The sequence below is a fragment of the Enterococcus sp. DIV1682a genome (assembly GCF_051711005.1).
GTDB classification, from domain to species: Bacteria; Bacillota; Bacilli; order Lactobacillales; family Enterococcaceae; genus Enterococcus_B; species Enterococcus_B hirae.
Genome location: NZ_JBIOLT010000001.1, coordinates 906,516 through 928,754 on the forward strand (window position 1 = coordinate 906,516; position 22,239 = coordinate 928,754).

Genomic DNA, 22,239 nt, shown 5'->3' on the forward strand with positions numbered 1-22,239 from the left:
TCTTTAAATTTGAGAAGCAGTTTTCGGAAATTCGTTCTAAATTATTGATGCTAAACATTGTTGTTTCAACCTTCTTTTGTTCATGAGTGAATGATTTTGGTTAAGGAAAGGTTTAATGTATGATAGAGCTACAACAATGCTTCATTAAATGGAGTATTGGTAGTTTTTAGTAGGGGGAAAAGTATGATGAGATTTTTTAAGAAGAATACGCAAGATACAAGCGATGAAACTAATCATGTTGCACCACTTGCTAAAGAAACACTTGACCAGCAAGAGTTCGACACTTTCTTTGCTGAAGTGTTAAAAAAAATGCCACAAAAATCAGCTAGAGTGATCCTTAATGCTTATGACCAATCGAAAATCGTAGCAGAAAAAATCCTTGCAAAAAATCAAGCAAAATTTGATCATGTATTTAAAGATTTTTTAAAAGGAGTCGATGAAACGACACGCAAAAAAAGTCATAGGATCATTCACGCGGCTTCGTTAACAGCTGCAATCATCGGTTGCTCTCCGATCCCTTTTTCAGATGCGTTTTTATTAGTTCCAGTTCAATTGACTATGATGGCTCGGCTACATAAACTTTTTGGACAACCTTGGTCAGAAAGTTTAGGGAAAAGTGTTTCTAAAGAACTTGTAGTAGTCAGTTTAGGAAGAAGTACTGTCGGAAATATTGTCAAATTTGTACCAGCAGTTGGAACTGTTACAGGGGCAGCGATCAATGCCACCGTTGCAAGTGCCATCACCGAATCACTAGGGTGGACCACCGTAAAGATGCTGAATGATGGGGAAGATATATTTGAACAAGTCATGTCATTCAAAGGACAATCCCAGACATTGTTTCGTGCATTAAAAAGTATCAAAAAGTAAATATTTAGTGGATAAATTGAATTAGTAAGAATTAAAAAAGTGGACAATCATGAACTATTGCATAACAAAAACATCCAAAACACAGAGCTGTGTTTTGGATGTTTTTTATTTTACTTAGGTTGGGTTAAGTCAGACGAGCAGAAAAAGTACCGAAAAAAGTTCAACTAATTTTTGCTGGTAACACTTGATCTTCTAGTCAATTTTACAACGACTTCACATCGAGCCGTTTGGGGAAACATATCCACTGACTGCAAATACTCTACTTTGAATTTCTTACTTAATTGTCCCAGATCTCGTGCTAAGGTTGAGACGTTGCAGGAAATATACACTAATTTCGTTGGCGGATAGTTGAGGATCGATTGAATCAACTGAGAATCAAGCCCTGTACGAGGGGGATCGACAATGATCCCATCTGGTTCAAATCCTTCTTCGAGCCATTTTGGCAATAATTCTTCAGCAGTTCCAACTTCATAATGGGTATTAGTATACCCTAAACGTTGAGCGTTTTTACGTGCATCATCAATAGCCTGAGGAATCACATCCATTCCACGGATTTCTTTCGCTTGTTTTGCTACACTTAAACCAATCGTTCCCACACCACAGTAAGCATCTACGATCGTTTCATTTGGTTGGATCGCGAGTGCTTTGATTCCTTCATTATAAAGGACTTCTGTTTGTTGCGGATTCAACTGGAAAAAAGCTCGTGGTGAGAGATCAAAAGTAACTTCATTGAGATGTTCTTCAATAGCATCTTTTCCCCAAAGGTGGATTGTTTCATCGCCCATTACGAGAGAAGTTTTAGCAGGTTGAACATTTTGCATGATTGAAACAACCTCTGGCAATTGTTGGTTAATGTCACGGATGATTGCATTTTTTTGTGGAAATTTTTGACTGCGAGTAATAAAGACAACTTGTAATTCACCCGTTTTTATTCCAACACGTACCATGATCGTCCGAAAAATGCCGCTGTTGCTCCGTTCATCATAGATAGGAAGGTCATACTTATTCAATAACTCGACGACCGTATTCATCACTTTCTGTGTCTGTGGTTCTTGAACTAAGCAATCGATTAATGGCACAAGTTCATGGGAATTTGCTTGATATAGCCCAGCTTCGATTTGTTGTGTTTTCTTATTTTTTCTTAATTGGAATTGTGCTTTGTTTCGGTAATGCCATGGTTCTTCCATGCCAATCGTTGGACGTAATTCGTAAGAACGAAAGCCAGCCGGTTTGAATTTTTCTAGCGCTTGCATAAGCAAATCTTTTTTGAAATCAAGTTGCGCCTGATATGCTAAATGTTGAAGCTGACAGCCACCACATTCATAATACACTGGACAAGGCGCCACCACTCGATCCTTGCTTTGCTTTTTGACTTTGATTAACTGAGCTTCCGCATAGCGAGGTGTTGCTTTCGTGATCTTGACAAGAACTTCTTCTTTGGGCAGTGCATAAGGGACAAAGATGATCAAACGTTTGAAATAACCGATCCCTTCACCGTTGATACCCAGTCGTTTGATTTTTAAAGGGATGGTTTGGCCGTTTTTGACAATGGTTTCTGTCATAAGTATCTTCCTTTTTTCTAATAGTGTGGTTTTATTCTAACATATTATTAATAGCGATGGGGATTTTCTATGTTATGATAAGAATATACGTTCGAGGAGGTAACTCAATGATAACAGTTACTAGGATCAGTAAAGGCAAAGGTCCATTTTATCAAGTCGAATTATCTGAAGGAGATTCTTTGAAGGTTTCAGAAGATATCTTGGTGCGTTACCGCTTGTTAAAGGGACAAGAATTAACAGAAGAAACAATTGAGGAAATCAAGAAAAGTAGTGGGTTTGACTTTGGTCTCCAACAAGCGCTCAATTATCTAAGTTATCAATTGCGTTCAGAAAAAGAAATTAGAACTTATTTGAAAGAAAAAGAGATTGAACTAGCTGACCGTAATAAGATCGTGGACCGTTTAAAGGAATTAGATTTGATCAATGACCTCGTCTATGGTGAAAGCTACGTACGGACAAATGTACGACTAAGTGACAAAGGACCAAAAAAAATAGCTCAGCAATTACAACAAAAAGGTTTGAAACCGGAAATCATCGAGCAAGCACTGTTGCAATATCCAGAAGAAGAACAAATAGCGATAGCATCGCAAACGGCAGAAAAATTATTCAATAAAAATCATGGGAAAAGTCATAAAGAACTTTTTAGAAAAATTCAACAAAACTTGATGACAAAGGGATTCACCCAAGAGGCGATCCAACAAGCCATCGCCCATTTACCACAAGAAACGGATGAAGACGCTGAATATGAAGCATTAGTTTCACAAGGGGACAAGTTATGGCGTAAAAATGAGAGATTTGAACCGAAAAAACGTAATTTAAAAATCAAACAAAGCTTATATCAAAAAGGATTTGATTTAGAAATGATCCAACGATTTATCGTAGAAAAGGAAGAAGCAAGTGAATAAAGAATGGGAAAAATGGACGGAAGAGGAAATCGCACAGTTTCAAACGCAATTTGTTGGCTGGTACGAGAAAGAAAAACGCAATCTACCTTGGCGCTATGATCGTGATCCTTATCGTATCTGGATTTCTGAAATCATGCTTCAACAAACCCGTGTAGATACGGTAATTGCTTATTTTTATCGCTTTATGGAATGGTTTCCGACGATTGAAGCGTTAGCTGCGGCACCAGAAGAAAAACTTTTAAAGGCTTGGGAAGGATTGGGGTATTATTCTCGCGTTCGAAATATCCAAGCTGCTGCCCAACAGATCATGACAGAATTTGATGGACGTATGCCGCAAACACCAGAAGAAATCAGTTCATTGAAAGGGATTGGTCCTTATACTACAGGCGCTATTTCAAGTATTGCTTTTGGCTTGCCAGAACCAGCAGTCGATGGGAATGTCATGAGAGTCGTGAGTCGCTTATTTTGTATTGAAGCTGACATCGCCAAAGCTTCTAGTCGGAAAATTTTTGATGAGGCGATGCGTAGGATCATTGATGAGAAGCATCCTGGTGAGTTTAACCAAGCAATGATGGACCTAGGATCGGCCATTTGTACACCTACTTCACCTAATTGTGAATCATGTCCGATCCAATCATTTTGCTTAGCTTACAAAAAAAATGAGCAAACCTCGTTTCCAGTAAAAACAAAGAAAGCCAAACCAAAAGATGTCTATTATGTGTGTGCAGCGATTCAAAATGAGGCGGGAGCCTATTATTTTGAGGAACGACATACGCAAAGGTTATTAGCAAACATGTGGACGTTCCCGATGGTCGAAGTCACAAAAGAGAAATACGAATGGTTGCAGGCTGAATGGGCTCAATCTCATGAACCAAGCTTATTCGATCAAGACAAAGTTGCAGAAGAAGAAACGGAGCTACCCTTTCATTTTAAAGAACAATTGATTTGGCAAAAGCGGCATTTGGGAGAGGTAACGCATATCTTTAGCCATTTGAAATGGCACGTATTACTATTTTACGGTCGAATACCTTCTCAATCAAATGACAAATTTCCTAAAACTGAAATAACACAATGGTTATTACCAGAAGACTTCGATAACGTGGCTTTTCCAAAAGTACAGGTAAAATTAAACGAACAATTAGAGAAAAATCGAAACAATAGTAATCCTTTCTAGGCAAAGCTCTTTTTTATTGATATAATAATTACGATGTCGGTGTAATGAACACCCAAACACAAAGCATGAGATGCTGCGTAAGGAAGGGTTGCTATGGGAGTCCCAAAAGAAGGTGAGTTTGTAACGATCCAAAGTTACAAACATGACGGCAAATTGCATCGAACGTGGCGTGATACCATGGTATTAAAAACAAGTGAGCATTCGATGATCGGTGTCAATGATCATACTCTAGTTACAGAGTCTGATGGACGTCGTTGGGTGACTCGAGAACCAGCAATTGTGTATTTTCACAAAAAGTACTGGTTCAATGTAATAGCAATGATTCGAGAAAAGGGGGTTTCCTATTATTGTAATCTAGCTTCACCTTTTTTGCTGGACGATGAGGCATTGAAGTATATTGATTATGATTTAGATATCAAAGTTTTTCCTGATGGAGAGAAACGATTACTAGATGTCGATGAATATGAGATGCATAGCCAAATGATGAATTATCCGAATGATATCGACTTCATCCTAAAAGAAAACGTGAAGATCTTGGTTGACTGGATCAATAATGGTGAGGGCCCTTTCTCCGAAGGCTATATTGATATTTGGTATAACCGTTACAAGCAATTGTCGCGCAAGTAAACAAAAAAAAGCAGTAAGCGCAAAAGTTTTGCGCTTACTGCTTTTTTGCTATGGGTTCTTCAACATAAACACTGATGATGGAAGAAAAAGGACAAGGGATGATCCTTGCTTTGATAGCCTGTCAATAATTAAAAGACTTTTTTCATTGCGATATGAGCAATACCAGCATCTTCAAATGGTTCTCCATAAGCAGTGAATCCTAATTTTTTATAGAAATTCTCAGCTGTTGCTTGGGCGCCTAGCAAAATCGTATTATATCCTTGACTTTTGGCGAAAGCTTCAGCTTCAGCTACTAAAATTTGACCTAATCCTTGATGACGATAATCTGCAAGAATCGCCATTCGTTGTAACTTCATTTTTCCATTTTCTAATGGTAATAGCCGAACGGTCCCACAAGGTAGATTTTGGTCTGAATAAAGAACAAAGTGGATGCAATGTGCTTCATTTTGATCAATTTCTCTAGTTATAGGAACGCCTTGTTCTTTGACAAAAACTTGGTTTCTAATACGAACGGCATCAAGGTAAATATCACTTAATGTATCTTTTGTTTGAACGACTTTCATCCGAAACCCACCTTTCATTCGTTTAGTATACTGTAAAGAAAATAAAATGAAAAGTGGATAAAAAAACAAATAGCAGTAAGAATAAAAGAAATTTTCACACAAATAATATATACTAGTAAAAAAGACGAAAGGAGGAAGTATATTGTTTGAAAAATTGAAACAATCAAAATTGATGTTTTGGTCTTGCGAATTACTCATTATCGCCACGTTGATCTTGGTTTCTTCAAAAATCAATTTTATCTTTCAACCAATTGGAACGTTTTTCTCAACATTATTCGCACCAGTCTTGATTGCTGGATTTTTGTATTATTTGTTGAATCCTATTGTCAAACTATTGATGAAGATCAAAATCAAACGCATTTGGGCGGTAGCAATCGTATTACTTTTGCTTGTCGCAGCGATCATCTGGATTTTGCTCAGCGTGATTCCTAGCTTGATCCAACAAATTTCATCCATCGCATCGAATATTCCTGACTTTATTAGTCGTGTAGAGACTTGGTTAAATAATATGGCCCAACTACCGATCTTCAAAGAAGTAGATATCAATCATTATTTGAATCAATTAGATATTTCTTATGCTAAGATTATCCAACAGTTCCTCAGCGGGATTTCAAACAGCTTAGGATCGCTTGTCGGTACGATCGCTTCTGCTACAATCGTGATCATCACAGCTCCATTTATTTTGTTTTATATGTTGAAAGATGGAGAAAAAATGGTTCCGACAGTCAAGAAATTCTTTCCTGAAAAGAGAAGAGATCAAATTGTTGAATTACTTGGTCAATTGAACAAAACATTAGCTAACTACATTAGTGGTCAAGCGATTGAATGTCTTTTTGTCGGAACATTTACTTTTTTGGGGTATCTGATTCTAGGGGTCAATTATGCCTTTTTATTTGGCGTCATCGCTGGTTTGACTAATTTGATTCCTTATCTAGGTCCTTACCTAGGCTTAGCTCCAGCATTTTTAGTGACAGTATTCAATGATCCTGTTAAAGCATTGCTTTGTTGTGTCGTTGTCTTGATCGTTCAACAATTGGATGGAAATGTGATTTATCCAAATGTCATCGGAAAATCATTAAAAATCCATCCGCTAACGATCATTATTGTGTTATTAGTAGCTGGAAACATTGCTGGTTTGATCGGTATTTTCTTAGGTGTACCGTTTTATGCCATTTGTAAGACGATTATTTCTTATGTCATCAAAATTGTTAAAGAAGACCAGCAAAATGAAAAAAAGAAAAAAATTGCAACGACATTGGAATAACGTATCAGCAATTCCGACTAATTGCTTCATAGTTGTTTTTATTGCAAAGAAAAATTCTTTGTGATAACATTTTAGCGTGGCTATCTTTATAGTCACGCTTTTTTTCTATCGTAAACAAAAAAATTAAAAAATATAAGGAGAGAATGCGATTATGAATGCTGACCCTGAGAGTCAGTCGCTGTTAGCGCAAATTTTATTACTGATCATTTTAACTTTGATCAATGCTTTTTTAGCTGCTTCCGAGATTGCTGTTGTTTCGATCAACAAAAATCGAGTCGAGCAAAAAGCGGAAGAAGGAGATGTTAAATCTCAAAAGCTTTTAAAAATATTGCAGAACCCAAATAACTTTCTGTCAACGATCCAGGTAGGAATCACGTTAGTCAATATCCTATCCGGTGCTTCGTTAGCCAATACATTATCAGAAAAATTAGCACCATTATTAGGTGGTAGTGTAGCAGCAAGAAATATTGCCAATATTATTGTTTTAGCTATTTTGACCTACGTATCGATTGTTTTTGGTGAATTGTATCCTAAACGAATCGCCTTGAACAAATCAGAAGAAGTAGCCAACTTTACTTCAGGGATCATCCGTCTGATCGGTGTGGTTGCCAAACCTTTCGTCTGGTTATTATCTGCATCGACTAGTTTACTAGCTCGTGTCACACCAATGACTTTTGATGATGAAGATTCAAAAATGACGAGAGATGAAATGCGGTATATGTTGGAAACTGAAGGTGTACTTGATAATGAAGAGTTAGAAATGCTGCAAGGTGTTTTTTCTTTAGATACCAAAGTAGCTAGGGAAGTAATGGTTCCTCGAACAGATGCTTTTATGATCGATATCAATGACTCCGTTGAAGAGAATGTCAATGAAGTTTTATCAGAAAATTATTCAAGGATTCCGGTCTATAATGAAGACAAAGACAAAGTTGTTGGGATTCTTCATACGAAAAACTTATTGAAAGCTGCTCATAAATTTGGCTTTGAAAATTTAAATATTCAAAAAATCATGCAAGAACCTTTATTTGTACCAGAGACAATATTCATTGATGATCTCTTGTACGAAATGAAAAAAACTCAAAACCAGATGGCTATTTTACTGGATGAATATGGTGGAGTCGTTGGTTTAGCGACTTTAGAAGATTTACTAGAAGAAATCGTCGGTGAAATTGATGATGAATCAGATGAAGTCGAAAAATTATATGAAAAGGTTGCTGAACATGAATACGTGATCCAAGGACGAATGTTGATCGATGAGTTCAACGAAGTATTTGACAGTAACTTACACATGAGCGATGTTGACACGATGGCAGGCTATTTAATCACTGCTTTGGGCATGATCCCTGATGAGGGAGAAAAATTATCGTTTGATGTAGACAACATTACCTTGACTTCTGAAGAAATGGAAGGTTCTAGAATTTTAAAAATTCGCGTGGTGTTCCATGATCCTAAAGAAGAAATTGTGGAACCAGATGAGGACCGTCGTTTATTTTATAAAGATTTTGATGAAAATGAGCCGAGAAGATAAGATATGTTTCATCCTTGCACAGAAGAGATTTTGTGCAAGGATGTTTTTTTCTTTTTTCCAAAGTTGATACGTAAATCAGTGTGGTTCCCTAAGTTGAGGGGTAGTCAGAAACAAGAGAGGCAGAACTTTACCCTTTTGTAAAGATTACTAAAACATACAATAAGATCCTATGCTCCCAGTTAACTTATACATAATATAACCAGTATATTTAAATGTTTTGTTGGTTGACAATAAATTTTTGCTAGAGTATTATGAAAACGCAAACACAAGTTTCATGTGACTAGGTTATACTAGGCATGGAAAACACGTACGGAGTCTTCCGTCGTTTTTTCATGCCTATTTTTTTATATGTTTAAGTGAATCAGTGAGGAGGTGGGGAAAATGTAAAGTAGTGTTTTTAGTAGAAAGACAGATTTTAAATATTTTACGAATAAGCAGATATGAGCGATTCTTCCAATGATTTATCTCAATTGAAACTAAAAAACTAAGAACAAATATTAGGTAGTTCTCTCAAGTAAAAGTAGTATGTACAAAAGTTGCAAAGAATGGATAAAAAATTGATGATCATTCATTTTGCCTCACGACTTAAAATTTTTTATCGACTATTCTATTTAACTAAAGGAGGAATTTTTTAATGAAGAAGGCAATCATTTTTGCTTTAACAGGATTGGCGCTTGTTGTTACATCTTTTTACAGTCCAATCGTTTGTGCTGAAGATACTGAAGATTTTTTGTTTCAAAAGAATGTTACCTACTCAGGAGTAGAAGGTGGGAAACAAGGAGATAATTGGAAATATCCGCAATTTGTAGGTGAAAAAGCGGTTGATGGGGATATATCGACGAGATGGTCAGCGGATAAAACAGATAATCAGTGGCTGACTGTTGATATTGGAGAAGAAAAAACAATTGGTCAGGTGGTTTTACACTTTCATGCGGAGAGTCCAGAATATGAGGTATTAGTTTCTAACGACAATCAAAATTATCAATCCATCTATAAGGAGGAGCGTGGAAGTGGCGGGAAAGAAGCAAAAAAATATATTGAAGTAGCGAATGTAACAGCTCGATATATTAAATACCAACAACTAAAAATGTGGAAGCACACGAATGGTCAATATTATGGTTCGAGCATTATTTCAATGGAAGCTTATCGTCAAGCACGTTTACCTGATGGGATAAAGTTTTCGATTGATTCAGCCGAAATCAGCGAGAAAAGATCCAAACAATTAACTTACATATTAACACCAACAGGCGTCCAAGTTCCTGAAAAACAAATTGAGTGGAGCAGTAGTGATCCTAGTATTGTCAATGTAGACAGTCAAGGAAGAATGAAAGCACTCAAAACCGGAGAAGCAAAGGTGACTGTGAGAATCAAAAATACGGATTTAAGTGATACGATTCCAGTTACGGTTATTCAAGAAAAAGCAGAGTATCGTGAAATGCGTGAGAGATGGAAAGCACGCTTGCTAGGATCTAAAGAAGATCATGAAGAATTTGATCAGGATTCGGACGTAAAAAAATATCGAGCGAGAATAGCCAAAGATAGTTTAGAATTATGGCAAACACTTAATAAGTCAGAAAATAGAACTTATTTGTGGGAGAAAAAAAGTTCAGACACACTATCAGCAGACTATACCACTCAATTTACCAACATCAAAAAATTGACATTAGGTTATTATGATCCTTCGAGTTCATTATATAAGAATCAAGAGGTTTTTACGCAAATTTTGAAAGCAATTGATTTTATGATTGAAACCAAAAACTACAATGGAACTTACTGGAGTGGAAATTGGTGGGATTGGCAAATTGGATCAGCACAGCCATTAACAGATACACTGATTTTATTACATGATGATTTAATCGAAAAAGATGATGCAATCTTAACTAAATTTGTTGAACCTTTAAACCACTATGCGCAAGATCCTAAAGTTCAATGGCCTAGCTATACGGCTACAGGAGCGAACTTAACAGATATATCTATTACCGTCTTAGGAACAGCCATTTTATTAGAAAATGATTCCCGAGTAGAGGCAGTTCAAAGCGCTGTTCCATCCGTTTTAAAAATGGTGACAGGAGGAGATGGCTTATATTCAGACGGCTCATTAATCCAACATAGTCATTTCCCATATAACGGAAGTTATGGAAATGAATTGCTGAAAGGCTTTGGACGGGTTCAAACGATTTTGCAAGGGACACATTGGGAAATCAAAGATGACAATATAAATAACTTGTTTCAAGTAACCGATAAAGGTTATTTACAATTGATGGTAAATGGAAAAATGCCCTCAATGGTATCAGGACGAAGTATTTCTAGAGCTCCTGGGACGAATCCCTTTACCTCTGAATTTGAATCTGGAAAGGAAACGATCGCCAATCTTACATTAGTAGCGAAATTTTCGCCAGAAATTTTACGCAAGAAAATTGATTCGTCTATTAAAGCATGGCTTGAGCATAGTAGTTATTTTTATGATTTTTTTGAAAACCCAAGAGACTTTGAAGCGTTGATTGATCTTAAGAAAATCATGAATGAGCCTTCGATAACTAGTAAAGAAGAGCAAAATCTCGTGAATATTTATGGTTCAATGGATCGAGTGTTTCAAAAAAACGAGAGTTATAGTCTCGGAATAAGTATGTACTCTAGTCGTATTGGAAATTATGAATATGGAAATACTGAAAATAAAAAAGGATGGCATACGGCTGATGGGATGGTTTATCTTTATAACGGTGACCTCGCTCAATTTGATGAAGGTTATTGGGTCACTATTGATTCTTATCGCTTACCAGGTACCACTATAGACACAAAAGTGTTAGCAGAAGGTGCTTCTACTGGTAAAAAGAGTCCTCAGTCTTGGGTGGGAGGATCGAATAATGGAAAAGTAGCTGCAGTCGGAATGTTTTTAGATAAGAAAAATGAAAATATGGATTTGGTAGCAAAGAAATCATGGTTTTTGTTAGAAGATAAATTGATTAATTTAGGCAGTGGAATCAGCGGAACAACGAATGCGACAATTGAGACGATCCTTGATAATCGAATGATGGATTCAAGTAACATGCAAATTATCCAAAAGAAAACAGCTGATTCTACTTGGATCAATCTTACTTCGACAAATCCACTCAATAATTTAGGTTACATTTTTCCAAATACCATGTCGAACGTTGACGTTCAAAAAGAAATTCGATCTGGCAAATATTTGGATATCAACGAATATTTTGTCAATGATCAATCATATACAAAAGAATTTGTAAAAATCATCAAAAATCATGGAAGTAACGCTCAAAATGATACTTATGAGTATTTGACTGTTGCTGGAAAGACAGCAGAAGAAATGGCAGAAATGGCGCAACATAAAAGCTATAATGTGTTAGCAAACACACCAGAAATCCAAGCGATTGAGACAAAAGACTATCTCATGTTGAATGCTTGGAGTGGAAATCAACAGGCAGCTTTTGTTCACGTATCTGAACCTGCATCCATTATTGCAGAAAAATTGAGTAATGATACTTATCGACTGTCAATTTCGAATCCTGTTCAAAATAATAAGGTGATTGAATTTTCGATTGAGAAAGAGATCATTGAGGTTATCGAAAAAGAGTCCGAAATTACCATGGATTCAGGAGCATTTCTATTTGATAGCAAAGGGTTAAAAGGAAGTTCGAGATCAATTACTATCAAAGTTCCTTCAGAAGTAGATAAAACGGCATTAGAAAAAATAGTCGAAGAAAATCAAAACCGAAACGAAAGCGACTATACAAAAGAAAGTTGGAAAGTCTTCACTAAGGCAATGGAATTAGCCCAAGCGGTGTTAACAGATCCAAAAGCAACGCAAGCCGAAGTAGATGAAGCAATCCAAGCAGTGAGAAAAGCCATCGAGCAACTGCAAGAAGTAACTAAAGTAGACAAAACAGCATTAAAAAAATTGGTCGAAGAAAATCAAAACCGAAACGAAAGCGATTATACAAAAGAAAGTTGGAAAGTCTTCACTAAGGCAATGGAATTAGCCCAAGCGGTGTTAACAGATCCAAAAGCAACGCAAGCCGAAGTAGACGATGCAGTTCAAGCAGTGAGAAAAGCCATCGAGCAACTGCAAGAAGTAACTAAAGTAGACAAAACAGCATTAAAAAAATTGGTCGAAGAAAACCAAAACCGAATCGCAAGTGGTTATACAGCAGAAAGTTGGCAAGTGTTCCGTAAAGCGCTAGAAGCAGCGCAAGCAGTGTTAGCTGATCCAAAAGCAACGCAAGCCGAAGTGGATGAAGCAATTCAAGCAGTGAGAAAAGCCATCGAGCAATTACAAGAAGTAATTAAAGTAGACAAAACAGCATTAAAAAAATTGGTCGAAGAAAACCAAAACCGAATCGCAAGTGGTTATACAGCAGAAAGTTGGCAAGTGTTCCGCAAAGCGCTGGAAGCAGCGCAAGCAGTGTTAGCTGATCCAAATACGACGCAAGTCGAAGTCGAACAAGTGATGAACGATTTGGTGCAGGCAATTGAACAATTAGAGAATAAAGAAACTGCATCATCCTCTGAGGAAGATAAAAACGTCAATAATAAAAAGGAGCAAGGTAAAAATACACAAGTGGACAACAATGAAATAGGTAAATCTTCTATTAGTGAAGGGACTGGTAAGGAAGGTCTATTACCAAAAACAGGTGAAAAGAATAACCAAGTTCTTCAAAAATTAGGATATACAATTTTATTAGGGGTATTCATTAGCTTGTTCCTATTGAAAGGTCGAAAGGAGCCTAAGAGGAGTCAAAATAAAGTAGGCAAGTAATCTGATGAAAAAACACGATGTAAAATAAATAATCGTTTGTCTGTAAATAATTGAAATAGACAGTTGAACTTGGAACAAAAGCTTGTTCTAAGTTCAACTTTTTTCGTTTAATCTGTTTTCAGTTGTTATAGTAGCAGGAAAAGCTTTATTTTCTCCTATTGAAAAAGTCGTTTATATGTTATTCAACAGAGAAAGAGAGAAGACTCATAACAAGTGTTTATTTTTTGATAGTTTCCATGATATACTTGGTAAGTTGAGATAGCTAGTTCGATCATTCCTCGAACAGGATGACGAATAAGATGATAATGATGTAACAGAAATGGAGTAAAACATGAATAACCCTAACTTAAAACAACAAGTAGATAACCGACGCACGTTTGCGATTATTTCCCATCCGGATGCTGGTAAAACAACGATTACTGAACAATTACTTTTATTTGGTGGCGCAATACGTCAGGCAGGAACTGTCAAAGGGAAAAAGACTGGTAACTTTGCAAAATCTGACTGGATGGAAATTGAGAAGCAACGTGGAATCTCAGTTACCAGTTCTGTGATGCAGTTTGATTATCATGGTAAAAGAGTCAATATCTTAGATACCCCAGGGCATGAAGATTTTTCTGAAGATACGTATCGGACATTGATGGCTGTCGATAGTGCGGTTATGGTCATCGATAGTGCCAAAGGGATTGAAGCTCAAACAAAAAAATTATTCCAAGTCGTTAAAAAAAGAGGAATCCCTATTTTTACCTTTATCAATAAATTAGATCGAGATGGTCGCGAACCATTAGAACTTTTAGAAGAATTGGAAGAGTTGCTCGATATCGAGTCTTATCCAATGAATTGGCCGATTGGTATGGGGAAAGGCTTAGAAGGACTCTATGATATCCACCATAATCGTATTGAGTTTTATCGTCCAGAAAATTATAATGATGAGCGCCTTGTTGCTTTGGATGAAGAAGGATTGTTGCCAGAAGGCCATCCTTTGACGGAAAATTCATTGTATGAACAAGTTCTTGAAGAAGTAGAATTGTTGAAAGAAGCAGGAGATTCTTTTAATGAAGAAAAAATTGCTCGGGGAGATCAGACACCGGTCTTCTTTGGTTCAGCGTTAACAAATTTTGGTGTGCAAACATTTTTAGAAACCTTCGTGGAATTAGCCCCTTCACCTTACGGACATCAAACACAATCAGGACAAGAAGTTAGTCCTTATGAAGAAGAATTTTCAGGTTTTGTCTTTAAGATCCAAGCCAATATGAATCCAGCTCACCGAGATCGGATTGCTTTTGTGCGAATCTGTTCTGGAACTTTTGAACGTGGGATGGATGTTCAATTAGAACGAACAGGTAAAAAATTGAAGTTAAGTAATGTGACGCAGTTTATGGCTGACTCAAGAGAGAATGTCGAGAATGCTGTAGCAGGGGATATTATCGGGGTCTATGATACAGGAAATTATCAAATTGGCGATACTCTTTATGAAGGAAAATTGAAGGTGGCGTATGAAGAGTTACCATCCTTTACTCCGGAATTATTTATGAAAGTCACTGCTAAAAATGTGATGAAACAAAAATCATTCCATAAAGGTATCTATCAGTTAGTCCAAGAAGGTGCGATCCAACTCTATAAAACTTATTTGACGGAAGAATACATCATTGGCGCAGTTGGACAACTTCAATTTGAAGTATTCCAATACCGGATGCTAAATGAATACAATGCAGAAGTGATTATGTCACCTATGGGTCATAAAATTGCCCGTTGGATCGAGCCCGAAGATTTAGATGAGAAGATGAGTTCTAGTCGTAATATCTTGGCACGTGACCGTTTTGATCAGCCATTATTCTTGTTCGAAAACCAATTTGCTGAACGTTGGTTTGCTGACAAGTACCCAAATGTCAAATTAAAAAGTTTAATGTAAAGCGCTCATCACATGGTGGTGCTTTGGGAGTACTATGAAAATAGCCGGGAGAGAATAACTAAATAATCCGGAGGAATATAATGATGATTAAAGTAATGTCGATCTTTGGAACACGTCCAGAAGCAATAAAAATGGCACCTTTGATCAAAGCGCTGGAAAAAGATGAGCGCTTTGAATCAATCGTGACGGTTACAGGCCAGCACCGTGAAATGTTAGACCAAGTGTTAGAAGTGTTTGAAATTACTCCTGATCACGATCTAGATGTGATGAGTGTCAATCAAACACTCACCGCTATTACAACGAAAGTTCTTTTATCATTAGAACCAATCTTACAAGCAGAACAGCCTGATATCGTCTTAGTTCATGGAGATACGACCACAACATTTGCTGCAGCGACCGCAGCATTTTATCAACAAATTAAAGTCGGACATGTCGAAGCAGGATTACGAACTTGGAACAAATGGTCACCGTTTCCTGAAGAAATCAATCGGCAAGCCACAGATGTTTTAGCGGATCTCTACTTTGCGCCAACCAATGAAAGTGCTGATAATCTTAGAAGAGAGCACCACGATGAAGCAAACATCTTCGTTACTGGCAATACGGCGATCGATGCGATGAGGTACACGATCGTGGCGGATCAAAAAAGCGATCATCTTTCGAGCAGCTCCACTAAACAATTATTAGTAACAATGCATCGACGTGAGAACCTAGGCGAGCCAATGGCGAACGTTTTTCAAGCATTAGGAAGGATTGCTGAAGAATTTTCTGATGTATCCATTATTTTTCCGATGCATAAAAATCCTAAAGTACGAGAATTAGCTGATACTATTTTAGGACAATATGAGAATGTTCAGCTGATCGAACCATTAGATGTCATTGATTTTCACAATTGTGCAGCCAAAAGTTATCTTATATTAACTGATTCAGGCGGAGTTCAAGAAGAGGCACCTTCTTTAGGTGTTCCGGTTCTTGTCTTACGTGATACCACTGAACGACCGGAAGGTGTAAAAGCCGGAACTTTAAAACTCGTTGGTACAGACGAAGAGACAGTTTATGACGAGACAAAACAATTGTTAACTGATGTAAAGGCTTATGAAAAGATGGCACAAGCAAAAAATCCTTATGGAGATGGTTACGCAAGTCAACGAATCTTAGAGGCTATCGCAGCCTCATTTCATTGATTACAGGTTACCAAAAAAGCAAAAAAAAACTTTCCAACAATTTTGGTGGAAAGTTTTTTTTATTTTAAAGAAAAAATTGGTAAATTCTTTGAAATAAAATGAATTAAAATAAAGATGTGTACATATAAAAAGAAAAAAGGGGGAGTTGGATGGAAACACTGGAGCAACGAAAACAACGTAAAGCAAGAAAAAAGTTAGAAATGCAGCGTTTATGCAGGCTGTTAGATGTTGAAGGTTGGGAGCATAATGAATCGATCGTTAACGAAGTAAGAGCAATCGTTCGACTAGGAAAAACACCAAAAAAAGAAACCAATCATTCTTAGAAGATCCAGCTCTATAAATGAGCTGGATCAAGGATAAAATCAAACATTATCCTTCGATCCTTCTAAAAAAGGTTTCTTTTTTTGTTTATTTGTAATCATCACATTGCAACCTCAGTGTGGGGATGATGTTTCGGAATCGAGATTTCAACTAAGTCATCTAATTCAATTACTTGGATTTCGTTTTCTTGATATAGGGCGTCATGGATTTTATTGAGGAAATACGTTTTGACTTCTTCAATTTCTTTGGGTTGTATTTTTCGTTTTTCATTAATCAGTAAAATCTCGTTATGTTCCGGTGCTTCAGTGTAAACAATCATTGTATTGCCTGCAGTGTAAACCTTCACCATATGAGCATCTGTATTTTCCAATTGGTTTAAAACCAAACGTGAATGACTATTCGTTACATTGACAAATTTCATGGCGCTCACCTCTTTTATGTAGATTTTAGATACAACTTAATTTCATTATAATTTTTTTCTAATGAAAAGAACAGTATTTTGCTTTTTGTCAAAAAACAATCAAAAATCCGCTTTGAGCAATGAAGCACCCGTGAGAAAAGCTGTCGCTTTTTCATGGGTGCTTCATTTTTTATCAGTCGCAAAGCGAAGTTTTTGTCAGATGTTTAGTTTGTTGGCTCATTTGTCGTTTCTTTGACTAAACGTTCTGGTTTAGAAGTGATCACAATTTTTTCTTCTTTATCCAATTTTGCTTTTAGTTCATGGATTGAAGGATGGTCTAAATAAAATTCAGCAATTCCATCTTCGATTTGTTCTTGGATCGTTCGACGAAGAGGGCGTGCGCCCATTGCTGGGTCATAGCCTAAGTCAACAAGTTTTTCTTTGACATTTGTCGGCACTTCGATATGCAGTTGTTGTGCTGCTAACATTTCATTGACTTCATCTAGCATCAAGGTAACGATGGTCATTAAGTTTTCTTTTGATAGCGCGCTAAATTCGATGATTCCATCGAAACGGTTCAAGAATTCAGGTGTGAAGTAATTGTTTAGTTGGTTTAAAACAGAACGAGTAACCCCTTCACGAGCTGCTCCAAAACCGACATTTGCTTCGACTTTACCTGTACCAGCATTACTTGTCATAATGATGATCGTATCTTTAAAGCTTACTGTCCGACCTTGTGCGTCAGTCAAACGGCCATCATCCAAAATTTGGAGGAACATGTGTAACACATCAGGATGTGCTTTTTCCACTTCATCCAATAAAATCAAGCTATAAGGATTACGACGTACTTTTTCAGTAAGTTGACCTGCCTCTTCATAGCCCACATAGCCAGGAGGAGAACCAATCAATTTAGATACACTGTGTTTTTCCATGTATTCAGACATATCAAAACGAATCATTGAATCTTCGGAACCGAATAATTCAAATGCCAGTTGCTTGGCTAATTCAGTTTTGCCGACACCAGTTGGACCTACGAATAAAAATGATCCGATAGGGCGGTTTTTCTTGCTCAAGCCAACCCGATTACGACGAATAGCTTTTGCCACACGATCTACGGCATCGTCTTGTCCAATCACATGTGCTTTTAGATCAGTTGCAAGATTCTTCAATTGTGTTTGCTCTTTTTCTTTTAGATCGCCAACGGGGATGCCCGTACGTTCTTCCACAATTTTTTCCATATCTTTTTCTGTGATAACAGGCGTTTCTTCATCTGTTAATTGACGTTCTTTCATCTTTTCTAATTTACTGATTTGGTCACGATAATAAGCGGCTTTCTCAAAGTCTTCTTCTTTAGAAGCTTGGATTTTTTGTTCCTGTGCTTCTTCAAGTTTTTTATCAATGGTTTTAGGATCAACGATTTGAATCGTTAAGTTTTTCTTTGAGCCAGTTTCATCAAGCAAGTCAATCGCTTTATCTGGTAAGAAACGATCTTGAACATAACGATTTGAGAGAATAGCTGCAGCTTCGATTGCTTCATCGGTATATTTGACGTGATGGTAGTCTTCGTAGCGTTTTTGCAATCCTTTTAAGATACTGATTGTTTCCTCAACAGAAGGTTCAACGACCCGAACCGGTTGCATCCGTCTTTCTAAAGCTGCATCTTTCTCGATGATGCGGTATTCATTTAATGTAGTGGCACCAACCATTTGTAGTTCGCCACGAGCTAGAGCTGGTTTTAAAATATTTCCCGCATCCATGTTCCCATCACCGGCAGAACCAGCACCGACAATTTCATGGACTTCATCAATGAATAATATGACATTTTCAGCCTGCTTAATTTCTTCGATCAATTTTTGCATCCGTTCTTCAAATTGTCCACGGATACCAGTTCCTTGAACCAAAGAAACCACATCTAAACGAATCACTTCTTTATCCATTAATTTTTGCGGCACATCGCCATCTACGATTTTTTGTGCAAGTCCTTCAACTACGGCAGTTTTACCAACACCAGGCTCACCGATTAATACCGGATTGTTTTTTGTTCGACGGTTTAAAATCTCGATCACACGTTTGATTTCATCATCACGGCCGATCACAGGATCAATGTCACCTTGACGAGCTTGTTCGGTGATGTTGATTCCGTATTCTCCTAAAAGACCTTCGGAATTTCCTTGTTGCGGTGGTTGACCGCCGTTAAAGTTGTTGTTACCACCAAATTGGGTCGGAGGAGTTTGTTCATAGTTTCCTTGCTGTTGCATTTGGCGGGACATGGAGCGGAATAAGTCGTCCAAGCTGCCAAAACCAAAAGGATCATTTTGAGCCATACTAGTCAGACCTCCATTTTGTTGATTTTTAATTTTTTGATAGCAACTTTGGCAGTAATCAAGTTGCGTTCTCTGTCCGTTTACTGTTGCATATAAGTGGATCGTTGCTTCATTTTTCCCACAATTTTGACAAAGCATAAATGATTCACGTCCTTTCACATGATTCACATGTTTCCATTCTATTTTACAACGCGTGACTACGAAGGTAAAAGAATAACCCTCATTTACTCAAAAGTTGAAAAGGTAAAAAATGTTATTGACCATTATTGACCTTTGGCTATAATTATACTAAATTTTAGGACGCGTGCAAGTATTTAGTTTTTCAAAATAAATGAAGAAATGAATAAGTCGTTCTTCGATAAAAATGATAAATAGAAGGAGATATTTCACTTGGCAGAGTCTATTTTTGTTTGCTTGTTTACTGAGGGATCAGTAAAGAGAATCAAAGCTACTAAAAAAAGAAGTGAGGTAGAATGAATACGGTTGTTATCCTATGTATTCATATTTTTAAAAGTAGTGCTAATTATTTTCCACACTTTTAGTTGAATTTAAATGAAAACTGTTGTATCTATCGGGAAAAAATGGTAATCTTTACAAATGAAAGGGTACTACTTATTAGTGTTCTTAGTAAACTGCTAAAAAAGAAAACCCTCACATAAAAACAACACTCACTTAAAGGAGACCGATTAATATGGAAAAGAAAGAATTTCACGTAGTAGCAGAAACTGGAATCCACGCACGTCCAGCTACATTATTAGTACAAACAGCAAGCAAATTTAACTCTGATGTAAACTTAGAGTATAAAGGTAAATCAGTAAACTTGAAATCTATCATGGGCGTTATGTCTTTAGGTGTAGGTCAAGGTTCTGACGTTACAATCACAGCTGAAGGTGCTGACGAAGCAGACGCAATGGCAGCTATCGTTGATACAATGAAGAAAGAAGGATTATCTGAATAATGGTTGAAATGCTAAAAGGGATTGCCGCTAGTGACGGCGTTGCCGTTGCAAAAGCTTACCTGCTAGTTCAACCGGATTTAACATTCAGTAAGACAACAGTAGAAGATACAGCAGCTGAAGCATCTCGTTTAGATGATGCTTTAGCAAAATCTACTGAAGAATTGCAACAAATTCGTGAAAAAGCAGCGCAAAGCTTAGGTGAAGCAGAAGCGCAAGTATTTGACGCACACTTGATGGTTCTGTCTGATCCAGAAATGGTTGGTCAAATTAAACAAAACATTAATGATAACAGCGTAAACGCTGAATCAGCATTAAAAGAAGTAACTGATATGTATATCAGTATGTTCGAAGCTATGGAAGACAACGCTTATATGCAAGAACGTGCGGCTGATATCCGCGACGTTGCGAAACGTATTTTAGCGCATTTACTAGGTGTGACATTACCAAATCCATCAATGATTAACGAAGAAGTAGTTGTTGTTGCTCATGATTTGACACCAAGTGATACTGCTCAATTAGATCGCAATTTTGTTAAAGCGTTTGTAACTGACATCGGCGGACGTACTTCACACTCAGCGATCATGGCACGTTCTTTAGAAATCCCAGCGATCGTAGGTACAAAAGAAATCACTGCTAAAGTCAAAGAAGGCGACATGTTAGCTGTTAACGGGATTGAAGGCGATGTAATCGTTGATCCTACAGCTGAACAAAAAGCTGAATTTGAAAAAATCGGTGCTGAATACGCTGCTCAAAAAGCAGAATGGGAAAAATTAAAAAATGCTGAAACTGTTACTGCTGATGGCAAACATTTTGAATTAGCAGCAAATATTGGTACACCAAAAGATTTAGTTGGTGTTCATAATAACGGCGGGGAAGCGGTTGGTCTTTACCGTACAGAATTCTTGTACATGGATTCTCCTGATTTCCCAACTGAAGATGACCAATATGAAGCATATAAAGCAGTTCTTGAAGGTATGGAAGGTAAACCGGTTGTCGTGCGTACGATGGATATCGGTGGCGATAAAGAATTACCTTACTTACAATTGCCTCATGAAATGAACCCATTCTTAGGCTATCGTGCATTACGAATCAGCTTGTCAGAACAAGGTGACGAAATGTTCCGTACACAAATGCGCGCATTATTACGTGCATCTGTTCATGGAAACTTACGTATCATGTTCCCAATGGTAGCGACTCTTAAAGAATTCCGTGCTGCAAAAGCAATCTTTGAAGACGAAAAACAAAAATTATTGAATGAAGGCGTGGAAGTATCTGATACGATCCAAGTCGGCATCATGATCGAAATTCCAGCAGCTGCTGTCTTAGCTGACAAGTTTGCTAAGGAAGTTGACTTCTTCTCAGTAGGAACGAATGACTTGATCCAATACACTATGGCAGCTGACCGTATGAACGAACGTGTTTCATACTTGTATCAACCTTACAACCCATCAATCCTACGTTTGATTAAAAACGTGATCGATGCAGCGCATGCTGAAGGTAAATGGGCTGGTATGTGTGGCGAAATGGCTGGGGATCAAACCGCAGTTCCGCTACTTGTAGGTATGGGATTAGATGAATTCTCAATGAGTGCAACATCAATCTTGAAAACACGTAGTTTAATGAAACGTTTAGATACAACGAAGATGGCTGAACTTGCTGATCGTGCTTTGAAAGAATGTGACACGATGGAAGAAGTCGTTGAACTTGTAAATGAATACGTAAAATAATATTACGAGTAAAAGCTGGTACAGCGATAGTAGCTGTATCAGCTTTTTACAATGGGATTTTTACATATAGGTAAAAATAAGGAATGAAAAATAGAGTTATTTTAAAATAGGGCTTAAGTTTGAGTGACAGGTTCAGCGCTATGTTATACTATATA

Annotated in this window: 16 protein-coding genes; 12 read left to right on the forward strand and 4 right to left on the reverse strand. The window is 37.2% G+C overall.

Features of this window, described 5'->3' with window-relative positions; translation table 11 throughout:
* The first annotated feature begins 186 nt into the window (after nucleotides 1–186).
* A complete protein-coding gene (locus IGJ23_RS04250; RefSeq protein WP_438775067.1) occupies nucleotides 187–867 on the forward strand; it encodes a YcjF family protein in 681 nt (226 codons plus the stop codon).
* Nucleotides 868–1,031: 164 nt separating this feature from the next.
* Here the strand turns inward: IGJ23_RS04250 and rlmD are convergent, their stop codons facing one another.
* Complete coding sequence (gene rlmD / locus IGJ23_RS04255) at nucleotides 1,032–2,429, reverse strand: 23S rRNA (uracil(1939)-C(5))-methyltransferase RlmD (protein WP_438774647.1); 1,398 nt, start codon at nucleotides 2,427–2,429, stop codon at nucleotides 1,032–1,034.
* A gap of 107 nt (nucleotides 2,430–2,536) precedes the next feature.
* Here rlmD and recX point away from each other — a divergent pair, with 107 nt between their 5' ends.
* The 3 genes from recX (at nucleotide 2,537) to ntdP (ending at nucleotide 5,135) form a co-directional block, all read left to right on the forward strand.
* Complete coding sequence (gene recX, locus IGJ23_RS04260; RefSeq protein ID WP_010738148.1) at nucleotides 2,537–3,334, forward strand: recombination regulator RecX; 798 nt, start codon at nucleotides 2,537–2,539, stop codon at nucleotides 3,332–3,334.
* A complete protein-coding gene (gene mutY, locus IGJ23_RS04265) occupies nucleotides 3,327–4,508 on the forward strand; it encodes an A/G-specific adenine glycosylase (RefSeq protein WP_438774648.1) in 1,182 nt (393 codons plus the stop codon). Before recX ends, mutY begins: the two co-directional genes overlap by 8 nt.
* A gap of 93 nt (nucleotides 4,509–4,601) precedes the next feature.
* Nucleotides 4,602–5,135: a nucleoside tri-diphosphate phosphatase gene (gene ntdP, locus IGJ23_RS04270; RefSeq protein ID WP_010719696.1), complete on the forward strand. Its 534-nt coding sequence runs from the start codon at nucleotides 4,602–4,604 to the stop codon at nucleotides 5,133–5,135.
* A gap of 128 nt (nucleotides 5,136–5,263) precedes the next feature.
* Here the strand turns inward: ntdP and IGJ23_RS04275 are convergent, their stop codons facing one another.
* A complete protein-coding gene (locus tag IGJ23_RS04275) occupies nucleotides 5,264–5,698 on the reverse strand; it encodes a GNAT family N-acetyltransferase (protein WP_010719695.1) in 435 nt (144 codons plus the stop codon).
* A gap of 142 nt (nucleotides 5,699–5,840) precedes the next feature.
* Here IGJ23_RS04275 and IGJ23_RS04280 point away from each other — a divergent pair, with 142 nt between their 5' ends.
* The 6 genes from IGJ23_RS04280 to IGJ23_RS04305 all read left to right on the forward strand — a co-directional run bounded on the left by IGJ23_RS04280 (nucleotide 5,841) and on the right by IGJ23_RS04305 (nucleotide 16,677).
* Nucleotides 5,841–6,962: an AI-2E family transporter gene (locus tag IGJ23_RS04280; RefSeq protein ID WP_010719694.1), complete on the forward strand. Its 1,122-nt coding sequence runs from the start codon at nucleotides 5,841–5,843 to the stop codon at nucleotides 6,960–6,962.
* A 151-nt stretch (nucleotides 6,963–7,113) separates the two neighbouring features.
* Entirely contained in the window at nucleotides 7,114–8,490 is a 1,377-nt protein-coding gene (locus tag IGJ23_RS04285) for a hemolysin family protein (RefSeq protein WP_063626815.1), read from the forward strand.
* Between the two features lie 634 nt (nucleotides 8,491–9,124).
* A complete protein-coding gene (locus IGJ23_RS04290; protein ID WP_438774649.1) occupies nucleotides 9,125–13,261 on the forward strand; it encodes a polysaccharide lyase family 8 super-sandwich domain-containing protein in 4,137 nt (1,378 codons plus the stop codon).
* Between the two features lie 331 nt (nucleotides 13,262–13,592).
* Nucleotides 13,593–15,173 (forward strand): peptide chain release factor 3, encoded by a 1,581-nt coding sequence (locus tag IGJ23_RS04295; RefSeq protein WP_010738143.1) that lies wholly within the window; start codon nucleotides 13,593–13,595, stop codon nucleotides 15,171–15,173.
* Nucleotides 15,174–15,253: 80 nt separating this feature from the next.
* Nucleotides 15,254–16,354, forward strand: coding sequence for a non-hydrolyzing UDP-N-acetylglucosamine 2-epimerase (gene wecB, locus IGJ23_RS04300; RefSeq protein ID WP_010738142.1), 1,101 nt, complete (start codon nucleotides 15,254–15,256; stop codon nucleotides 16,352–16,354).
* Nucleotides 16,355–16,503: 149 nt separating this feature from the next.
* Nucleotides 16,504–16,677, forward strand: a complete 174-nt coding sequence (locus IGJ23_RS04305; RefSeq protein ID WP_207433193.1) for a hypothetical protein — start codon at nucleotides 16,504–16,506, stop codon at nucleotides 16,675–16,677.
* Nucleotides 16,678–16,775: 98 nt separating this feature from the next.
* Here IGJ23_RS04305 and IGJ23_RS04310 read toward each other — a convergent pair whose 3' ends face one another.
* Both IGJ23_RS04310 and IGJ23_RS04315 read right to left on the reverse strand, forming a co-directional pair.
* Nucleotides 16,776–17,096: a DUF1827 family protein gene (locus tag IGJ23_RS04310; protein ID WP_010719687.1), complete on the reverse strand. Its 321-nt coding sequence runs from the start codon at nucleotides 17,094–17,096 to the stop codon at nucleotides 16,776–16,778.
* A gap of 203 nt (nucleotides 17,097–17,299) precedes the next feature.
* Nucleotides 17,300–19,537: an ATP-dependent Clp protease ATP-binding subunit gene (locus IGJ23_RS04315; RefSeq protein WP_034867873.1), complete on the reverse strand. Its 2,238-nt coding sequence runs from the start codon at nucleotides 19,535–19,537 to the stop codon at nucleotides 17,300–17,302.
* Nucleotides 19,538–20,090: 553 nt separating this feature from the next.
* Here IGJ23_RS04315 and IGJ23_RS04320 point away from each other — a divergent pair.
* Complete coding sequence (locus IGJ23_RS04320) at nucleotides 20,091–20,357, forward strand: phosphocarrier protein HPr (RefSeq protein ID WP_010719685.1); 267 nt, start codon at nucleotides 20,091–20,093, stop codon at nucleotides 20,355–20,357.
* Entirely contained in the window at nucleotides 20,357–22,084 is a 1,728-nt protein-coding gene (gene ptsP / locus IGJ23_RS04325; protein WP_010719684.1) for a phosphoenolpyruvate--protein phosphotransferase, read from the forward strand. Before IGJ23_RS04320 ends, ptsP begins: the two co-directional genes overlap by 1 nt.
* The last annotated feature ends 155 nt before the right edge of the window (nucleotides 22,085–22,239 follow it).